9 protein-coding genes are annotated in these 17625 nt (G+C 70.0%); 1 reads left to right on the forward strand and 8 read right to left on the reverse strand.

Annotated features, from left to right (window positions below):
- Positions 1-24 precede the first annotated feature (24 nt).
- The 3 genes from ASF75_RS12360 to ASF75_RS12370 are packed head-to-tail and all read right to left on the reverse strand — an operon-like array spanning position 25 to position 8363.
- The gene (locus tag ASF75_RS12360) at positions 25-4290 is read right to left on the reverse strand and encodes an FtsK/SpoIIIE domain-containing protein (RefSeq protein WP_056071816.1); all 4266 of its coding nucleotides are present in this window, start codon (positions 4288-4290) and stop codon (positions 25-27) included.
- Between the two features lie 39 nt (positions 4291-4329).
- Positions 4330-5748 (reverse strand): hypothetical protein, encoded by a 1419-nt coding sequence (locus tag ASF75_RS12365; RefSeq protein WP_056071819.1) that lies wholly within the window; start codon positions 5746-5748, stop codon positions 4330-4332.
- Positions 5745-8363 (reverse strand): hypothetical protein, encoded by a 2619-nt coding sequence (locus ASF75_RS12370; RefSeq protein ID WP_056071822.1) that lies wholly within the window; start codon positions 8361-8363, stop codon positions 5745-5747. The genes ASF75_RS12365 and ASF75_RS12370 overlap by 4 nt, the downstream gene beginning before the upstream one ends.
- 391 nt (positions 8364-8754) lie before the next feature.
- On the opposite strand from ASF75_RS12370, the gene ASF75_RS12375 reads away from it, so the two are divergent.
- Positions 8755-9348: a hypothetical protein gene (locus tag ASF75_RS12375; RefSeq protein WP_042539274.1), complete on the forward strand. Its 594-nt coding sequence runs from the start codon at positions 8755-8757 to the stop codon at positions 9346-9348.
- A 33-nt stretch (positions 9349-9381) separates the two neighbouring features.
- Here the strand turns inward: ASF75_RS12375 and ASF75_RS12380 are convergent, their stop codons facing one another.
- From ASF75_RS12380 to ASF75_RS12405, 5 genes are all read right to left on the reverse strand, one after another.
- Positions 9382-9852, reverse strand: coding sequence for a hypothetical protein (locus tag ASF75_RS12380; protein WP_156463877.1), 471 nt, complete (start codon positions 9850-9852; stop codon positions 9382-9384).
- Positions 9824-10537 (reverse strand): hypothetical protein, encoded by a 714-nt coding sequence (locus ASF75_RS12385; protein WP_156463878.1) that lies wholly within the window; start codon positions 10535-10537, stop codon positions 9824-9826. Before ASF75_RS12385 ends, ASF75_RS12380 begins: the two co-directional genes overlap by 29 nt.
- A 319-nt stretch (positions 10538-10856) precedes the next feature.
- Positions 10857-11636, reverse strand: a complete 780-nt coding sequence (locus ASF75_RS12395) for a hypothetical protein (RefSeq protein WP_056071836.1) — start codon at positions 11634-11636, stop codon at positions 10857-10859.
- Positions 11637-11649: 13 nt separating this feature from the next.
- On the reverse strand, positions 11650-17076 hold the full coding sequence (locus ASF75_RS12400) for a DUF6531 domain-containing protein (RefSeq protein WP_056071839.1): 5427 nt from the start codon (positions 17074-17076) through the stop codon (positions 11650-11652).
- 117 nt (positions 17077-17193) lie between these two features.
- Positions 17194-17475, reverse strand: coding sequence for a hypothetical protein (locus tag ASF75_RS12405; RefSeq protein WP_017888088.1), 282 nt, complete (start codon positions 17473-17475; stop codon positions 17194-17196).
- Positions 17476-17625 lie beyond the last annotated feature (150 nt).

Below are 17625 nucleotides of genomic sequence, written 5' to 3' on the forward strand. Positions count from 1 at the left end.
GCCTCCAGTCCGTCAGTCAGTCGGTCAGCTGCCTGCGGACGCGGTCTGCACGAGGCGGACGGCGCCGCCGGAGGACGCGTAGCCGCGACCCACGGTCAGCGCCACCGGTGCTCGGCGCGGGAGCGTGACGCCCAGCAACTCGCCGTCGTAGTCGACGTCCGGCTGCAGGAGGACGCCGCAACGCGACTTGCGGACCGCTCGTGTCCAGTGGCTGTAGAGCGATCGGAGGTCCGCCGAGCGGCCCGCCGCGACGACGCAGAGCCCGGGGCGCTCGGTCGCGAGCAGCGTCGCGATGGCCTGGTCGCCGTCATCGAAGCGTTCCGCGTCGTCGATCAACAGCAGCACCGGTCCACGCTCGAGCCGCAGCCCGGCCAGCAGCGCCGGGACCTCGTCGGGGCCGACGGCGATGCGGTTGAAGTCCCCGGAGGCGAGCGGCGAACGGCGATCACAGATCGCCCAGACCGCCGGTCGCACGCCATCCGCGGCGCGAGCGAGGGCCGCGAGCGCCAGGAGCACGGTCGACTTGCCCGACCGGGCTGGACCCGCAACGAGCACGTGTTCGCCGTCGTAGACCTCGAGCGCTGCGGGACGGAGGTCGTCCTCGGCGACCCCGATCGGGATCCGCCACGGTTCCCCCGCGAACACCGCACCCGCACCGAGTTCGTCGACCAGGACGGCGTCGGGCAGCCGACCGACCGCACTCGCCTTCGGAGCCGTGCCGGGCCAGCGCTCGACGAGGCGATCGACGGCCTGCGCCAGCGGGACGCCCGGCGTCGCCACGTGGGACTGCAGCCGCAGGATCGAGTCGATGAAGCGACCGGCTACGGGCGGTGGGACGTCCTTCGGGCGGACGCCGATCGAGGCGTAGTCGTACGGGTCGGCCAGGCGGAACATCCACTTCTGGGTCGTCACTTCGTCCATCGCGGACGGGACCGCCTTGGCGCGGGTCGTCGAGACGGCGAACGATATGCCGAGCGCGGGCCCCTCGGCGTAGACGCGGTACAGGGCGTCGAGCAGCAGCTGCCCCTCGAAGTCCTGGTACTCGTCGCGCAGGGCCGCGAGGCCGTCGATCAACACGACTGCCCGGCGGCCACCCGGAGTGGCGCGACGTCGCTCGAGCTCGACGCGCAGGTGCCGGAGGAACCGCGCCTGCACCTCCCCCGCGCCGGAACCGGAGCCGACGTAGGCGGTCGTGTGCGGAAGCTGCGCGAGGGGCGCCAGGTCGCCTGGACCCATGTCGAGCACCAGCAGGTCGAGGTCGTCCGGGCTCGTCGCCTCGGCGAGCTGCAAGGCGAGGGTGGCGAGGGCCGTGCTCGTCCCGCTGCCGGGGATGCCCATGAGCATGAGGTTGCCCTCGTCGAGGTCCCACCCGGTCGTGACCTGGCGCTGGTGGTCCGGGTCGTCGGCCAGGGCGACGGGCACGGTCCGCAGCGGTCCGACGACGGGCGCCAGCTCGGCCAGCTCGACGCGATCGCCGAGGGCCTCGGGCCAGATCGGTCGCGGCGGGGCGTGCCCGGCGGCGGCGTTCGCCTGCGCGATCGCCTCGATGAGCTGGTCGAGGTCGGTGACGTCGGCCGCCGTCGGCGCCGGAGCGGGCATCGGAGCGGGCACGCCGAAGACGTCGGTCGGTCGGACGGACACCGGTTGCTCCGCACGCTCGTCGCGAGCACGGCCGGTGACGAGCGCGGTCTGCACCGGGGTGATGTCGTCCTGCCCGAGCTTCACGTACGCGCGACCGGTCTGTTGGCGACCGATACCCGCGGCGGTGGGCACGCCGATCACGTTGGTCGAGTCCTCGCGGCTCTGCACCCGCAGCGCCACCCGCATGTTGGTGTTCGCCAGGATGTCCTCGCTCACGACGCCAGCAGGCCGCTGGGTGGCGAGGATCATGTGGACGCCGAGTGTCCGACCGACCGCGGCGACGGCGACGAGCGAGGTGAGGACGTCGGGGAAGTCCTTCGCCAGCATCGCGAACTCGTCCACCACGAGGAGCAGGCGCGGCATCGGTTCGTCGGGCTTCGTCGCCAGGTAGGCGTCGAGGTTGTCGATGTCCGCGCCGGCTGCGGCGAACACCCGCTGACGACGCTCGAGTTCGGCCTCGAGTGCACGGATCGCACGGTCGGCGAGTTGCTCGTCCAGGTTGCTGATGGTGCCGATGGTGTGCGGCAGTCGCTCACAGGCGGCGAACGCGGCGCCGCCCTTGAAGTCGACGAGCAGGAAGTTGAGGCGGGTGGGATCGTTGCGTGCAGCGAGCCCGGCGACGAGCGAGCGCAGGAACTCGCTCTTGCCTGAACCCGTCGTGCCACCGACCAGACCGTGCGGCCCGTCGCGGACCAGATCGAGCTCGAGGACGCCGCTCTCCGACGACCCGATCGGGGTCGAGAAGCCGGTGCGGGCGCCCCACGCCGCTCGGATCGTGTCGACGGGGCTCGTGGCCGTCTGGGTTCGCGGGACCGTGTCGTCCCCCGCGAGCAGCTCCGGCAGGCGGACGAGCGACGGCAAGGACGCCCCCGGAACCAGCAGTTCGGGATCGTCGAAGTGCGCCACGCCGCGGGCGCTCCGTTCGGCTGTCTCGACGCTGAGTCCGGCGAGCACGACGTCCTCGACGCGGGTCCGGTCCTCCGGCCGGTAGACCGTCGCGGCGGCGTCGGCACCGACCGTGACGATCGTCGTGCAGGCTGCGGGAAGCTGCTGCTCGTTGGTCGCGATGACGATCCCGCTCACCCGCCGTGGCTGCTCACCGGGACGGAGCGACTGTCCGGGGACGGTGCGCCCTTCGCCGAGCAGGTTGCGGGCGGGCGCATCGCGCCCCTCGGTGAGCACCTCGGAGTCGACCACGACGAGCAGGTTCGGGGTCGGTAGCTCGTCGAGCGACTCCCGCAGCCCTCGGAGCATCGCCGCGCTCTGGTCACGCTGTGCCGACATCCAACGGGCACCGGTGCTGCTCCCCGCCACGCGCGCGTGCGGCAGCCAGGAGGCCCATCCCCAGTCGTCCGCGCGGCCGGCGTCGCAGAAGATGCCCACCGTCAGGTCGGCGGGCCCGCAGTGCACGGTGGCCTGCGTGAGCAGACTGCGCGCCAGCGCGAGCGCGCCCTCGCGGTCGCCGACGATCCCGACGACGCCGGCGTCGGACAGGTCCGCCACGACCGGCGCAGCGGTGAGGCGACTGTCGGCGATGGCGGCCTTCGCCTCGTCCTCGAGCTTGGACGACGCCGCCCGCTGATCGAGTTCGGGGCGCCACGGTGCGTCACCGGTGCCGGCGTGCAGGCTGAGGAAGTCAGCGTCCTCGGAGCGTCGCTGCCACAGCAGGGTGGTGGGGAGCTCGGCCCGGCGGACGACGGTGGCCGGGTCGGGGACGAGTTCCTGCCGACGGGCCGCCTCGACCGCTGCGGCCTCGGCGATCTCACCCCGGAAGGACTCCACGGCCTCGGCGAAGCGGGTGTCCTCCTCCTTCAGGTTCTTCGCCCGACGGTGCTTCTGCTCGAACCACATGCCGATCGCGGTGACCGGCGACAGTAGCGCGAACAGGGCGAACCGGGCGTCGCCGAGCAGGAGGACCATCGCACCGGCGAGGACCAGTGGCGCTGCGACGGTGATCCAGCTGAACTTCGATGCCTGCGGGACCTCGCGCTTGGCCGGCGGGTCGACGGTCTCGGTCTCGGTGTTCCGCCCGGCTCGGGGCGGGCGGTTGAACGGCGCGGTCGCCGCGGGCGTCAGGTTGGCCAGGGAGCCCGCGGCCGGCACGGGGACCTCGTCCAGCGCTGGCCGGACCAACAGCACGGCGCCGCCCACGATGACGCTCGTGGTCCCGGTGAGCAGCACACCGTCGGCATCGATGCGCTCGCCCGCGATCACGGTGCCGTTGGTCGAACCGGCGTCGCGCACCCGGACCCCGTCGTCCTCGCGCTCGATCGTGCAGTGCTCCCACGACGCGCTCTCGGTGGGCAGCACGACGTCGGCCTGCGGTGCCCGGCCCACGACGAGCTTCCGGCTGCGCGGGATCGGCACGACCAGACCCGCGTCGAGCCCCCCGGCGAGTGTGACACTCCAGTCGTCGACCAGCTGCGGGCGCTCCTGCGGCGTGCGTCCGACACGGGACCCCTCGAGCAGGACGAGGTCACGCAGCGGAGTCGCCGCGCTGGTTCGGTGTCCGTCGACCGCGAGGGAGGTCTCGGCGTCGAGCTCGACGCCGATCGCGGCGGCGACGAGTTCTCCGAGGGAGGACGCGCCGGACCATCCGTCCACCTCGACCGCCTCGCGACGGTCGTCGAGCTCGATCAGCAGGCGCATGCTCGCGTTGTCCTTCTCGGGGGTCCGTGCGTGGGTGGGTCAGCGTGCGGTGGAGTCCTCGAACCACACCAGCGAGGTTGCCTGGGCCGCGTCGTCGCCGGATGCGTCATCGGAGCCGCCAGCGGCGACGTTGGCGGGTCGGAGACCGAGCTGCTGCGCCGAGGCCGACAGCACCGTCGCGCGCGCGCCGAGCGCCTGCTGCCGGGTGAAGTCGAGCGGCGGGCCGGCGATCCCCGCCGCGGAGTCGAGGTCGAGCGTGGCGAGGGCGTCGGTGACGTCCGTCGGCTCCACGCTCTGGGCCTTCCCGACCGCGCGGATGAGCGCGACGACGGCGTCGTGGCTCCGGGAGTCCGCTGCTCCCGCCACCGCCGAGAAGGGCCGGTCGCCCGTCAGGTTCTGGGCGTCTGCATCGTCCGCGAGCACCCGGACACCACCGAGGAACGCGGACATCGCCCGCCCCTCGGCGTCGGAGGAGAGCGCCCGTGCGTCATCGGTGGCCACTCCGACTGTCCGGAAGGTGCCGCTCAGGCTGCCACCGCCGTCGACGAGCGCTGCGCCGAAGGCCGGGCTCGTCGCGTCCGGGGTGAGGATGACTGGCACCGTGACGTCGGCGGCCTGGAGTGCTGCCACCAGGGCGCCCTGTCGTTGCGCCGAACCGCTGATGACGACCGCATCGGAGTCCGGGTCCACCTTGCGGTCGGTGTCCTGCGCTTCGTCGGCACCCTCGCCCGCACCGCTCACACCGGTCCGTGCGGCGATCGTCTCGGCGAGCGAGCCCGTGTCCGAGGTGTCGTCGCCGTCGATGACGTGCGCCACCCGGAGCCCTGCAGGAGCACCGCCGCCGAGGTCGACGAGGAGCGGTGATCCGGCGTCACCGAGCGCAGCAGTCATGGCACTGCTGACCGAGCCGGCTGCCGGGGCGGTCGTCCAGGAGTCCTTCTCGGCGGGTGCGTAGGGCAGCACGACCGGGACGCCCTTCGCCGCCGCAGCGGTGAGCGCTCCGGTCACGTGCGCGCCGGACGAAGCGACGACGATGCCCGCGACGCCGCTCTCGGCGAGGTCGGCGACAGCGGCCTTCGCCCCAGCGGTCGTCCCTCCGTCGTTCTCCGTGACGAGGGTGATGTCGGTTCCGCCGAGCGCGAGTCGTCGCTCGGCGACGAGGGCGCCCTGCGCCGCTTCGTTCCACTCGGAGCCCTCGCCGTCGCCCAGGGTGACGACGACGCCGATCTTCGTGTCCTCCGGAACGCCCCTGACGGTGATGCCCACGGGCACCGTGGCCGGGACGGCTTCGGCAGGCGCGCTGCTGCCGATCGCCCGGAACGTCAGGACGGCGGCGACCACCGCGGCCACCAGGAGCACGGCGATGCCGACGATGAGCAGTCGGCGTCGGTTGCGCGGACGCCCGGCGTCGGTGCCCTCGGTCTGGTTGATCGTCTGGTCGGTCGTCTGGTCGCTCATCGCTCAGCCCCGATCCGGAAGGTGTACAGCGTGGTCGACGTCGCACTGGCCGGCACCTTGAGCTGGAACGCCGGCAGCGTCGTCGCCGCGTCGATCGAGGCGCGGAACTGCTCCTGCTGGAGGAGTATCCCGGCGACGTCCTCGGCGCGGACGTTCGCGTAGCCGGCGGCGTTCTGCGATGCCAGGGCGAGCTGGTAGTCCGCAGAGTCGGACTTCGCCGCGCTCGTGGCCATCGCGCCGAGGATGCCGGATCCGTTGACCTTGCGGTCACCCAGGTCGAGCATCACCCGGTTGAGGTCGCCCGTCAGCAGTGTCGACGCGCCCTGGACGTCGCGCGTCGAAGCACTCGTGCTCGCGGCGATCTGCTCCAGGCTCGACGCCGTCTGGCGGTCGACGGCGGACGCCAGCTCGGAGCCTTCCCGCTCCAGCGTCCCCCGCTGCTCGTCGATCGTGCCTTTCGAGTCCTTCGTGACCTCGCCAGAGGTGGAACGGAGGCCGGCGATCGACTTGTCGAAGGCCGAGATGACGGCGTCACGACTGCCCTTCGCCGTCTCGCTGACCTGCCGCACCTGCTGGTCGATGATCTTCTGGACGTCCTTCTCGGACTGGGTGGACGCGTCGGCGAAGGCCTTGCGGACGGCGTCCTGCAGCTCGGTCTGCTGCGTGCTGATCGCGGTCAGCTGGGTGCCGACCACTGCGCTCGACTTCGTTGCCTGCTCGACGAGTTCCTCGAGCTGGCGGGCTGCGCCGTCGACCGAGCCACCGTCGTTGCGCACCGCTCGACGCACCTCGGCGATGCCGTCGTCGAGCGCTTCGACGTCGTCGGACAGCGTCGTCACCGCGGCACCGATACCGGTCGCTGAACGGAGATCGGTCGCCGCGACCACCGCATCCCACTGCTCCGCCTGGTCCGTGAGGCGTTCGTCCATCGGGGTGCTGAACCGCCCACCGGGCTTCAGCGTCGTGCCTTCTTCGGCACCGGGGCACGGCGTCGTGGTCAGGTACCCGCGCAGCGCATCCGCCTGCTCCGCGTCGAGCTGGTCGGTCGCCGCGAGAGCGCAGAGCTGGTCGGCGACCTCGCGGTTCTGCGCCTGCATCGAGGTGCTGAACAGACCGTCGCCGGCGCCGCCCACGAGGGCGCGCGCTGCGATGGCCTGCCGGTTCACCGTCGTGACGGCGTCGCGCACAGGGCCGAGGTCGTCAGCGGTCTGGTCACGCAGGTCCTGCAACGCCTGCAGGGTGCGCGCGACCTCACCGGTGCCGTCGCTGCCGAGCGCCTGCACGGCGGTGTCGATCTCCCCGAGCTTGGCCCGCAGGGCGTCCGACTGCTCGATCGCCGCGTCCGCGAGCTTGGGGTCGAGCTGGTCGGCGAGCTGCTGCCCGGTGTTGACCAGACCGATCAACGAGGTGCTCACCGCACGCGACGATTCCCAGAGCGCGCAGGTCAACGAACCACGGGCCTCCTGAGGGGCGCACGTCGCCGCGTCCGGCGACGCCGGGCCGACGGATCCCGCCAGCTGCGTGCTGACCTGCTGCTTGCACGCCTCGCTGGCGTCGGCGTAGCCGGTGAGCTGCGCCGAGACGCGGAGCAGGTTGCCGTAGACGCTGCCCCCGGCGGACGGGGTCTTCGGTGTGGCCGCGCAGCCGTTGCCGTCGAGCACCGTTGCCGGCGCGGTCGCGGACGTGTCGCCGAGCAGGCTGTCGAGGCTCGTGGTGGTCTGCTGGAGCTGCTGCAACACCGTCGACTGCGTGGCCTTCACGGTGGTGCCGAGATCGCCGTTCAGGGAGCCGAGCTGCCCGGAGAGCGACTGCATCGTGCTCGCCAGCGAGGAGCTGCTCTCCTTCAGGCGTTCCGCCGTCCTGACGCCGAGGGTCTCGGACGTCGTCTCGAGGTTGGACCGGACCTCGGTGATGGTGCCGCCGGCACGGGCAAGCACCTCGTTGACCTGCGCGATGAGGTCGATCGTGCGGCGCTGCAGCGCCAGTTCGGAATCGTTGTCGGACCCGAACGCCGCGTTCACGACGCCGGTCGAGGACAGGTCCGTCGACAGCCCGGGCTGCGCCGCGACGTCGATGGTCGGCGCGGTGAAGTCCTCGACGTCGGCGACGAGGTGCAGCGTGCTGCTCGCGCCGGAGGTCGGCGGGGCGAGCAGCCGTCCCCACTGGACGACCGCGTCGCCGTCCTCGTTGGTGCTCACGACACCGTCGGTCGAGGAGCCGGAGTCGGCGGAGTCCGTCACGACGCGGTCCGCGGCGGTCCCCGTCAGCACGGTCGACGCAGCGATGCTGAAGGGCGCGCCCACGAGCGCCGGGGTCGAACGCGACGTGCCCGCGACGTCGTAGGTCAGGTTCTTCGACTTGACCGTCAGGTTCTCGATCGTCAGGTCGATCGACACCCGACCCGAGTAGCCGTCGAGGTCGGCGAGGTCCGTCCCGGTCTTCTTCTTCGTCGAGTACTGCGTCGTGATGCGCAGTGGCAGGTCACTCGCTGCCTTCGCGGGGTCGTGCTCGGTCGTCGCAGACGACGAGTCCTTGCCGGCGACCGAGATCGCGGTGTCCGAGATCGACGTGATCGAACCATCCGCGGCGAGGCGCGTGTCGACGGTCTGCAGCACCCGCGAGGGGTCAGAAACGGGCTTGTCGTCGGAAGTGCAGCCAGCGAGTACCAGCGCAGCGATCCCCGTCACGGCGACCGCCCCCACGAGTCGGCGACTGGTGCTTCGTGTTCCGGTGTTCCCGGCACGCTGGTTGATCACGGTCTTCCCCCCAAGAGAATCGTCGAGCACATCGATGCTAGTTGCTGAACAGCGTCGGGTCCGGGCGGGTCGGCCCCGCCAGCCACCCCCGTTCGGGCCACAGCTCGCCGCTGAAATCCAACATAGAGCATCTGCGGGCTTACCCGTCCCTGTTCACAGCCCGCTGATACTCTGCACGCATGATCCAGGGGGACCAGGGCGTCATGCCCTTCGAACGACCGCGCACGAACGCACGAACGGGGGCGGACGGGTGAACATCAACCTGTCGCCGGTGGTGATAGCCCTGGCCGCGATGGTCGCCATCCCGGCCGTCGTCAGCGCGCTCGTCCGTCAGAGCGACAGGAAGCGGCCACCGTCCTCCGTCGTCGGCGACGAGGCGTACGGCGTGCTCTTCACCGTCCGCGCGCGCCGGTTCAGCTACCTGCTGCTCCGCATCATCGGCATCGTCTTCGTCGTCGTCGGCGGGTTCTTCTTCCTGGCCACGCTCAGCCTGCTCGACGACCCCGATGCGATCGGCATGCTCATCGCCGGCGTCGGCATGGTGCTGTTCGGGATCCTGTTCGTCTACCTCGGAGTCGGGCAGAAGCGTCGCCGCGTCGAGGCGTACGACTCCAGACTCGTCGTGACGCCGATGTTCCGTGCGGCGCGGGCCGTCGACCCCGCGGCGATCAAGGGTATCCGGCCCACCACCAACCGGTTCGGCGGGCTCGACATCAAGGTGCACGGCCAACGCGGTGTGATCAGCGTCCTGTCGATCGACGCCGCCTACCCCGAGCTCTGCGCATGGCTCGAGCATCGGGCACCGGCGCAGTGGGGCGAGTTCGTCAGGGTCTTCGGACGCTGAGCGGCGGACTGCTGCCGCGCTGGGCAGCCAGACCTACCGTGTTCGCGCTGGCTCGAAGCTCTTCACGTACACGGCCTGGCGGATCCTGTTCAAGAAATCCCGCATCGTGAATGACCCCTCGCCGACGTCGAACCGGTAGCGCTCCCCCTCGACGACGCCCCGAGCCAAGTCGTGCTCGTTGTCGCGATTCACACCCCAGGTCTGCACGAGCGTTCCGCAGTCGGACGTCTCGAACACGACCTGCGACGTCGACGAGCCGATGCCCTTCAGGGAGTGAGACGAGTCCGCACTGCTGCGCGCGGAGCTGACGGTGCAGACGACGTGCAGCCGGTGTCCTGCGTCGTAGACCTTCAACGTGATCGGCCCGACGAAGAAGCCCAGCAAGGGAACGAGCACGAAGACGGAGAAGACGATCGAAGCCAGGATCCTGTCTCGCCGGACGCGTCTTCGCCGTGCGAGTCGCGCAGCCCCGGAGTCATTCATCGATACCGGCCGCAGGCTCACCCGGCTCGCTCACGCCGTACACCTCCGGGGCCAGCGGCACCCACGGCGCATGCTCCCTGACCCAGAACGACGCGCCACCGACGGTGAATGCGTACTCCCCGGGGGCACGGTCGTAGCGGCGGGCGAAAGCGTCTTGGTTCCCGAACGAGATCGTCTTCGAATAGGTCAGACGGCCACAATCAGGCGCGTCGAACCCCACACCAGCGTAAGAAGCGCCGACGCCCTTCGCGGACCGACTCGACAGTGTGACAGCTTCCACAGACGTCGCCGTGCAAGTGACTCGCTCCCGGTGCGCGCTGTCGTATGCGTTCATGACGAACAGTCCCGGGAACATGGCAAGCGTGAAAAGGTGGAACGCGACGATGGTCAGCATCGACAGCGCGTTGCGGATTGGCTGCGGCTTCGTCTGGTGAGTGAGCTTGATGAAGAAGGCCTGGTGCTCGACCCAAGGCTCGCCGCCGTTCCGATCAAGCCAGTCGTTCAGTACGTCGTAGTGACGGTGGAACCGGTTCGACCGAAATCCGCGTCGTCCGCGAGCGGTAGCGGCGCTGACCACGTCGTTGCCTTTGCCTGACGCTCGAAAGCGGGCGAGTTCGCCAGGACGGATGGTCCTGGTGCCGCGGAAGTTGACGGTCGCCTCGAGTCGGTCGGGGAACACCTTGACCCGGGTGCGGATGGTACTCACCGCCAGCATCAGTCACAGTAACCCGAAGAACAGCAGGAGCGCGCTACACCAGACGCGGGTGAACCACGCGCCACCGAACACATCCTGCGAGCACGCCAACCACGGTCCTGCGGCGACTACCCCAGCTGACAGCAGCCTCCACGCCACCGGCACCACCCTGTTCCCCTGGACCAGCACCGGCCTGCCGTGAGATTTCTTCAGCTCGCGTTCCCCCGCCACCCTTCGACCGTACCGGGCGAGACCACCATCAACGCCGTAGCTTGCGGGATGCGCTCCCCATGCGCTCGTAGTGACGCCCCCTGAAGTGCGCCACCATCGATCACGGCAGCGAAGGCCGAACGGTCAACACCTCACCACCGCGCCAGGTCCCTGCGCCACTATCAACCCTCTTCTTCGCAAGAAACGCTTCAACGATCTTCAGCGCCGCTTCAACGTCCACCGTGAGGCCTCGAGCCACGGGAGCAGAGACGTTTCCCATGGCGATCTCGACAACATCCGACGCATCAACCGGGCCGCCGAGCGGAAGCTCCCACCGCTCTCCATCGGTCACGTCCTCAGTCCTGAAGACGATGACCTCCCGTGCGGCATCGCCACAGATGTTGATCTGACGATCTCGATCGATGACGGAGACCAACGTACGTTCACGGCCGTCGAGGGCGCGGACCTTCGCCTCCACTTGAGCCAGGGTCGGGGAGTTCTGCACGCATCGCCGGCCTCGCACCCACCACTGCAGCGCAGGTCCCGAGGCTCGGTCGCGACCGGGGAGTCCCCTATCGACGTGCCGCCGGGCCAGTGCCCCGAGGGTCCAACCAGCGATGAGGCTCATGAACCAGGTCTGGATCGACAGCTGCGCGCCGACGAGCAAGAACTCGGTTGCAAGGGGCCCTCCGAAGAACGCGACCGCCAAGCCGAGCATTGCCCACCCCGAGCCGAGGAACCCCAGAAGGCCGGCGAGGGTGACGGCGAGCAGCACATTCGCCAAGACGACCGGAAACGTCAGCTGCTGCAATCCGAAGAAGAACGCGACCGCGCCCGTGAGAGCGATCAGCGTGATGTTGCCGACGACGCCCGCTCGACTCAGCGGGCGATAACGGCGCACTCGAGTACTCAAGTCACCATCCCATCACGCCACTCACTGAATCGTGGATCACGTCTCCTCCAGCGCCGACAGCGGAACCGATCGCCGCGCCTCCCCGAAGGGCCACAGCGTTTCGCCCGCTTCCGGTCAATCCCTGCCACGTCTGGGTCTGAGTATAGGGAACCTTCCGAAGGGCTTCGAAGTTGGTCTGGGTGTACTTCTCACCGAACGAGAGGTGGGGGGCGGCGGCACCCGACGCCGTGCTCCAGATCACGTCGTTCCAGGACATATCCTCGCCGGATATCCAGTGGTCGACAGTCGTGCCAGCCGTAGCTGCCACCGATCCCACGGCCGATGTGCCCAACTTAGAGACCACTGACTCCACCGGACGTTGCAAGTGCTCTGCGATGCTCCCTCCGGCTGGACCGGCAAGGCCACTGACGGAACCGGCCACGAACCCACCTCCAGCGGAACCAAGCAGCCCTCTCGCGGTGATCGGCTTGTTCGACGTCACGCTCGTGACGACGTTCGCAGCAACACCGAAGCCAGAGCCAGCCGCGCCGTTGACTGCCATGTTCGTCGCGAGGGACTTGACGACCCTGGTCGTAGGGGCAGCGACGTTTTCGGCGACACGAAGCCCTTGCCCGCCGTACTTCGCCGCTTTGAAGAGCGATCCTGCCCCTCCCGGGATCGCGCCAAGCGCGGTGGCGCCGGCTACCTGAGCCCAGTTGACGTTGCCGGTGGTGGCCTTCTGCGTGATGACATCGAGACCGCCGCTGATCAGCATCATCCCGGCTGGTCCGCCAACTCCCGTGAACATCAGGATGCCTCCTCCCACAATTGCAGCTCCGCCAACGACGTACTCCCAGTTGTCCTTCCACCAGCCGCCATCAAACACCCCTTGATGCGCATCCCGGTACGCCTGGAGGTCAGCGTCGGTCGCCGGTCGGAGACCCAAGGGGTCCACCGCGTGCAACGGGTCGTTCCCGGCGTAGGAGTACGGGTTCCCCGACCATCCCGACCCGAGCACGGGCGCGAGCGGGTCAACGGACAGGAAGCCACGGGCGGCAGGGTCGTAGACGCGAGCACCGAGCCACTCGAGGCCGCCGATGTTGATTCCACCGGTCGCGGTGAGTCCGACGGTTGCGGGGAGCGCGGCGCCGGACACCCCGGCGAGCGTCGCCCACGGGTCGGATGCATCGGTCGCCCGGGCATTGCGCCAGCCCGGCGTCGTCCACTTCGTTCCGACGGCGGTGACGCCACCCGGGAGGTCGAGGACGCTCTTCCCGCCAATCGACATCAGGGATGGCACGGCGGCCGCGGTGTCCCACCATGCCTCGACGTCATCGACGGTGGCGAGTTCGCCGAGCGCATCCGTCCACACGTCGTTGCGCCCGGTCTCGGCGTAGGTGGCGTCGCGGGTAACGAGCCCTGCGAGGTACCCCAGCGGCGACCAGGTGTACTCGGTCGTGGAACCGTCCGGTTCGGTGCGACGCACCCGGCGGCCGAGCCCGTCGTGCACGTACTCCGTCCGCTGACCGTCGCGCAACGTGGCGGTCAGCTGTCCGGCGCGGTCGTACTCGTACGTGGTCGTGACGCCGTCGACGGTCTCGGACACCAGCCGACCGGCGGAGTCGTACTCCCAGGTGGAGTCGCCTGCGCGGACGAGCTGCCCGGCGCCGTCGAACGTGTAATCGACACGTCCGTCGGGGCCATCGATCGCGGCGATCCGGCCGTCGTCGTCTCGTGCGATCCGGGTGACCTGGGCGCCGTCGGGAGTGGTCGTGGTGTGCGCCACGAGGACACCGCCCTCGTACGACCACGCCTGCACGAGGTCCCCGGTCGCCGACTGGACGATGCGCCCGCCGGCGTCGTACGCGAAGGTGCCGACTCCGAGACCGCCCCGCTCCACCGCGGTCACGAGTCCGGCGGCGTTCCGGCGGAACGCGGTGTGGGTGCCGGCAGGGTCGATGCGCGCCGTGCGGTTCCCGTCGGCGTCGTACTCCCACCCGATCGCCGCCGAGCCACGGCTTCGACGGACCAGGAGCCCCCGTCGGTCGTGGTGCAGCTCGTGCTCCACACTCCGTCCGGCACCGCGGGTGTGGTCGGTGACGGTCAGAGTCCGGCCGAGGGCGTCCCGCCGGAGCTCGAACTGGACGACACCGTCGACGCCGACGTCCCGCTGCCGGCCAGCCGCGTCGTAGGACCAGGTGACAGTGTGGCCGTCGGGATCGGTCTGGCCGACCTGACGGCCCGCGGCGTCGTAGGCCGCGGTCGTGGTGCGCCCGAGCGGGTCGGTCACGCTTGTGATGCGGTCTGCATCGTCGTACGTACGGGTTGTGACGCCGCCCGTTGGGTCGGTGACGGTGGTGAGCCGACCTCGCTCGTCGTGGGCGAAGGTGGTGACACCGCCGAGACCATTGACGGTCGCCGCAAGCTGACCCGAGGCGTCGTAGCGGAACCGGCGCCGGCCGTACCGGGCGTCATGGACCGAGACGAGCCTCCCGGCAGCGTCGTAGCGGAACCGACTGGTGCCGGCACCCGGCGTCGTCCGCGCGACCACGCGCCCGACTGCGTCGTAGACGACCTGCTCTGTGTCCCCGGTGGGCAGCGTCCACCGGACGACACGCGAGTGCGCGTCGTACTCGAGTACGGTGCGTGCGCCGCTCGGATCGGTTGCGGCCGACGGACGGCCGCAGAGGTCGTACTCGTAGGTTGCGCGGACGCCGGACGGGGTGGTGAGCGATATCACCCGGCCCGCGAGGTCGCGTTCAATCCTGGTCAGTCCGCCCTCCCCATCGACAAGTTCGACGGGGCGTCCCGCAGCGTCGTAGGTGACGAGCTCGGAGCCGAACTCGTCGCTGGCGCTCTCGACCGGTCGTCCGTAGGCGTCGAACTGCACTGTGACCGCGTCGAAGGCGTCGCGCAGCGACGCGACCCCGGTCTTGGCGTCCTCCGAGAAGTCCTGACGGACCCCGGTCGGGTCGACCACGCTCGACAGGCGGCCGTTCACGTCGTATTCGCGGCTCCAAGTCGCGCCGGTCGGGTCGGTGACGGCCTGGAGGCGCGACAAAGCGTCGTGCGCGAACGTCCAGTCCGCGCCGCCCGGCATCTCGAGCCGCGCGAGGTTCGCCTGGTCGTCGTACGTCCGGGTCGCGGTGCGACCCAGGGGGTCAGTGACGGTGTGCAGTTCGCCGTCCGGTGAGTATGTGTACTCGGTGCGCGCCCCGAGCGGGCCGATGACCGCGCTGATCCGGCCGCCGGCGGCATGCTCGAAGCGCCAGACCGCTCCGTCGGCATCCTGCCGGGACTCCAGCAGACCCGCGGCGTCGTAGCGGTACTCGGTGCGAGCGCCAGTGGGGCTGATCGCCGCAGTCGGCCGACCGGCGGCGTCACGCTCGACGCGCGCGGTGTCACCGAGCGCGTTCGTCGTCGCGACCAGCTCGCCGAAGGCGTCGTACTCGAGTTCGATCCGCACGCCGGTGGGGTCGACCACCTGGCGCAGGAGCCCCCCGTCCCAGCTCAGCTCCGTCCGGCCGCCGACCGGGTCGACGATGACCGACGGGTCGCGGTCGTCGCCCACGTACTCGTAGGTCACGACCGCACCGGCCTCGGTGACGACGGTCGTCACGCGATCCTGGTCGTCGTACCCGTAGGTCAGGTCGCCGCCGGAGGGCGTGACGGTGCGGGTCTTACGGCCGCGGTCGTCGTACGCGTGCACGGTCACCGAGCCGTCGCGCTCGGTCGCGGACACGAGATTGCCGTGCCGGTCGTAGCTCATCGACTGGCGTCGGTCGTCGGAGTCGATGACCCCGACGAGACGCCCCTTGGCGTCGGCGATGTAGGAGTTCGACCGCGAGCCGTCGTGGTCGGACACCACCGTGACGCGGCCGGGCAGGTAGGCGAACCGCACGGTGCGGCCGTGCGGGCTGATCTGTTCGACCACGCGGCATTGTGCGTCGTAGGTGTTGTCGACCTCGACGACACCGGCCGCACTCGTGACCGTCGTGATGAGGTCGTCTTCGTTCCAGCCGTACGTGCGGGTGCCGACGGCGTCGGTCACCGAGACGAGTCGGCCGCGCTCGTCGTACCCGTACTCGACCCGGCGGCCGTCGGATGCGCGGAGGACCGCGACCCGGCCGTCGACGTGGTCGATGTCGACCGCGCGGCCGCGCTCGTGTACCAGACGCACGACGACGTCGTCGCTGTCCCGCTCGACGCGGACCGCGGTACCGGCACCGCCGCGCTGTCCGAGCCACAGCCCCGACAGAGAGAAGTCGATGCGCTCGCCCTGGTTGTCGCGGACGACGAGCCGGTCGCCCTCGGCCGCGAGCCAGCGGTTCTCGCCGACGCCACGGGCCCACCCCTCGCCGTCACGTGGGAAGCGCACCTGACGACCGTCGGCGCCGACGAACGACGCGCCCTCGTCGTCGAGGAGCAGACGGGTCTCGAGGATCGACGCCCACCCCGGACCGAAGAGCCCGACGTGCTGGTCGAGGGAGTTGTACATGCGGGTCACCTGCAGCGCCGCAGATGCACCGGTGAACGCCAGGTCGAACTCCGGCTCGAGGAAGTTGCCCGTCGTGGTATTCACCGGGTCCATCGAGAAGCCGGTGGTGGGCTGAGCGCCGTAGGCCGTCGGCGGCTCGAACTGCAGGTCGGTGCGGGTCTGCGAGACGCCGGCCGCGGCGAGCGCCGCAGCGAGGGCCGAGTCTGCGACGGTGGACACGGCACCCTCGCCGCCGGCGGCCGCGAAGGCGTCGGCGACGGTGTTGGCCCACGTGACGTCCTGGTCGTTCGCCCCGATCCACTGCTCGAACGCCGTCACGACGCTGCCGGCGTCGATGTGCGCCCACGAGCACTTCGTCGCGAAGTCGGCGAGCTTGCCGCGGAGCGCCCCGGGTTTGCCGTCGAGGGCGCGGTTCAGCGTCGAGGAACCGGTCGCGAACGAGCGGAGGTCAGCGGGCCGGGCGGACGACGTGCCGCCACCACCACCGCCGGCCCCGGGGTTCGGGGTTTCACGCGGCTTCGTCGTCACGGCCGGCGGGTCGAACTTCGGCGCCGGTTCGTTCTCGACGGTCGGCATCGGGTCGTAGTGGAAGGAATCGTTGAGGAAGTCTTGGAACCCGTTGCGATCGTCCTCGCGCTCCTGCCACTCGCGGGCGGTTTTGCGGCGCGCGCGCTCGTCCGCGGCGGCGGCCTTCATGGTGTCGATCCACCCGGCGATGGTCTCGAGGGCGTCGACGATGTTGGTGGCATCGCTCGATGCCGTCCCCGCGTTCTGCGTCAAGAGCTGCGAGAAGTGCCCGCGGAACTCCTGCGAGGCGGTCGTCACGTACGACTGCCTCGATGCCTTCTGTCCGCTGATCGCGTCAGCCGACGCGGTCAGCGAGCTCTTGAGCGCATCCGCGGTGGCATCGTCGAACTCGATCGGATCCGTGTTGGCGTGGATCTTCGCCATGGTCGTCCCCCCAGGGTCGGTGCTTGTCGTGCTGATCGTGCTGGTGAAGCGGCCCCACCGACCGCGAACGCCCGGACCGCCGCGAATGCGACGGTCCGGGCGGGAACAGGCCGGTGCTTACGCGCCGCCGCCTGCGGTGAAGATGTCCTGCGAGATCTTGTCGAGCTGCGTGCGGAGCTGCTCGAGCTCGGTCTTCGCCTTGTCGAGAGCAGCCTTGGTCTCCGGCCAGGTGGACCCACGGAACGTCGCCGCGAGCGGGCCGTCCCAGACGTTCGAGTCGGAGAGGATCCGGCCCTGAGCGTCGAGCTGCGAGATCTGATCGGTGAAACCACCGTTGACGATCGACTGGACCTGACGGATGGCGGTCTTGGCCTGCTCGGTCGAAAGGACACGCGACATGATGAACCTCTTTCATTCGTAGCTGCACCCCCGCGCAGTGGAATCCCCCCGGAGGCTCTGACACGGCCCACCATACCCACAAACCCGGGCAGATGTCACCGTCGGTATATCGTGACCGTTCCTCCACACACGAACGGTTCACCACCGGTT

This window comes from Curtobacterium sp. Leaf154, assembly GCF_001424595.1.
Lineage (GTDB): Bacteria > Actinomycetota > Actinomycetes > Actinomycetales > Microbacteriaceae > Curtobacterium > Curtobacterium poinsettiae.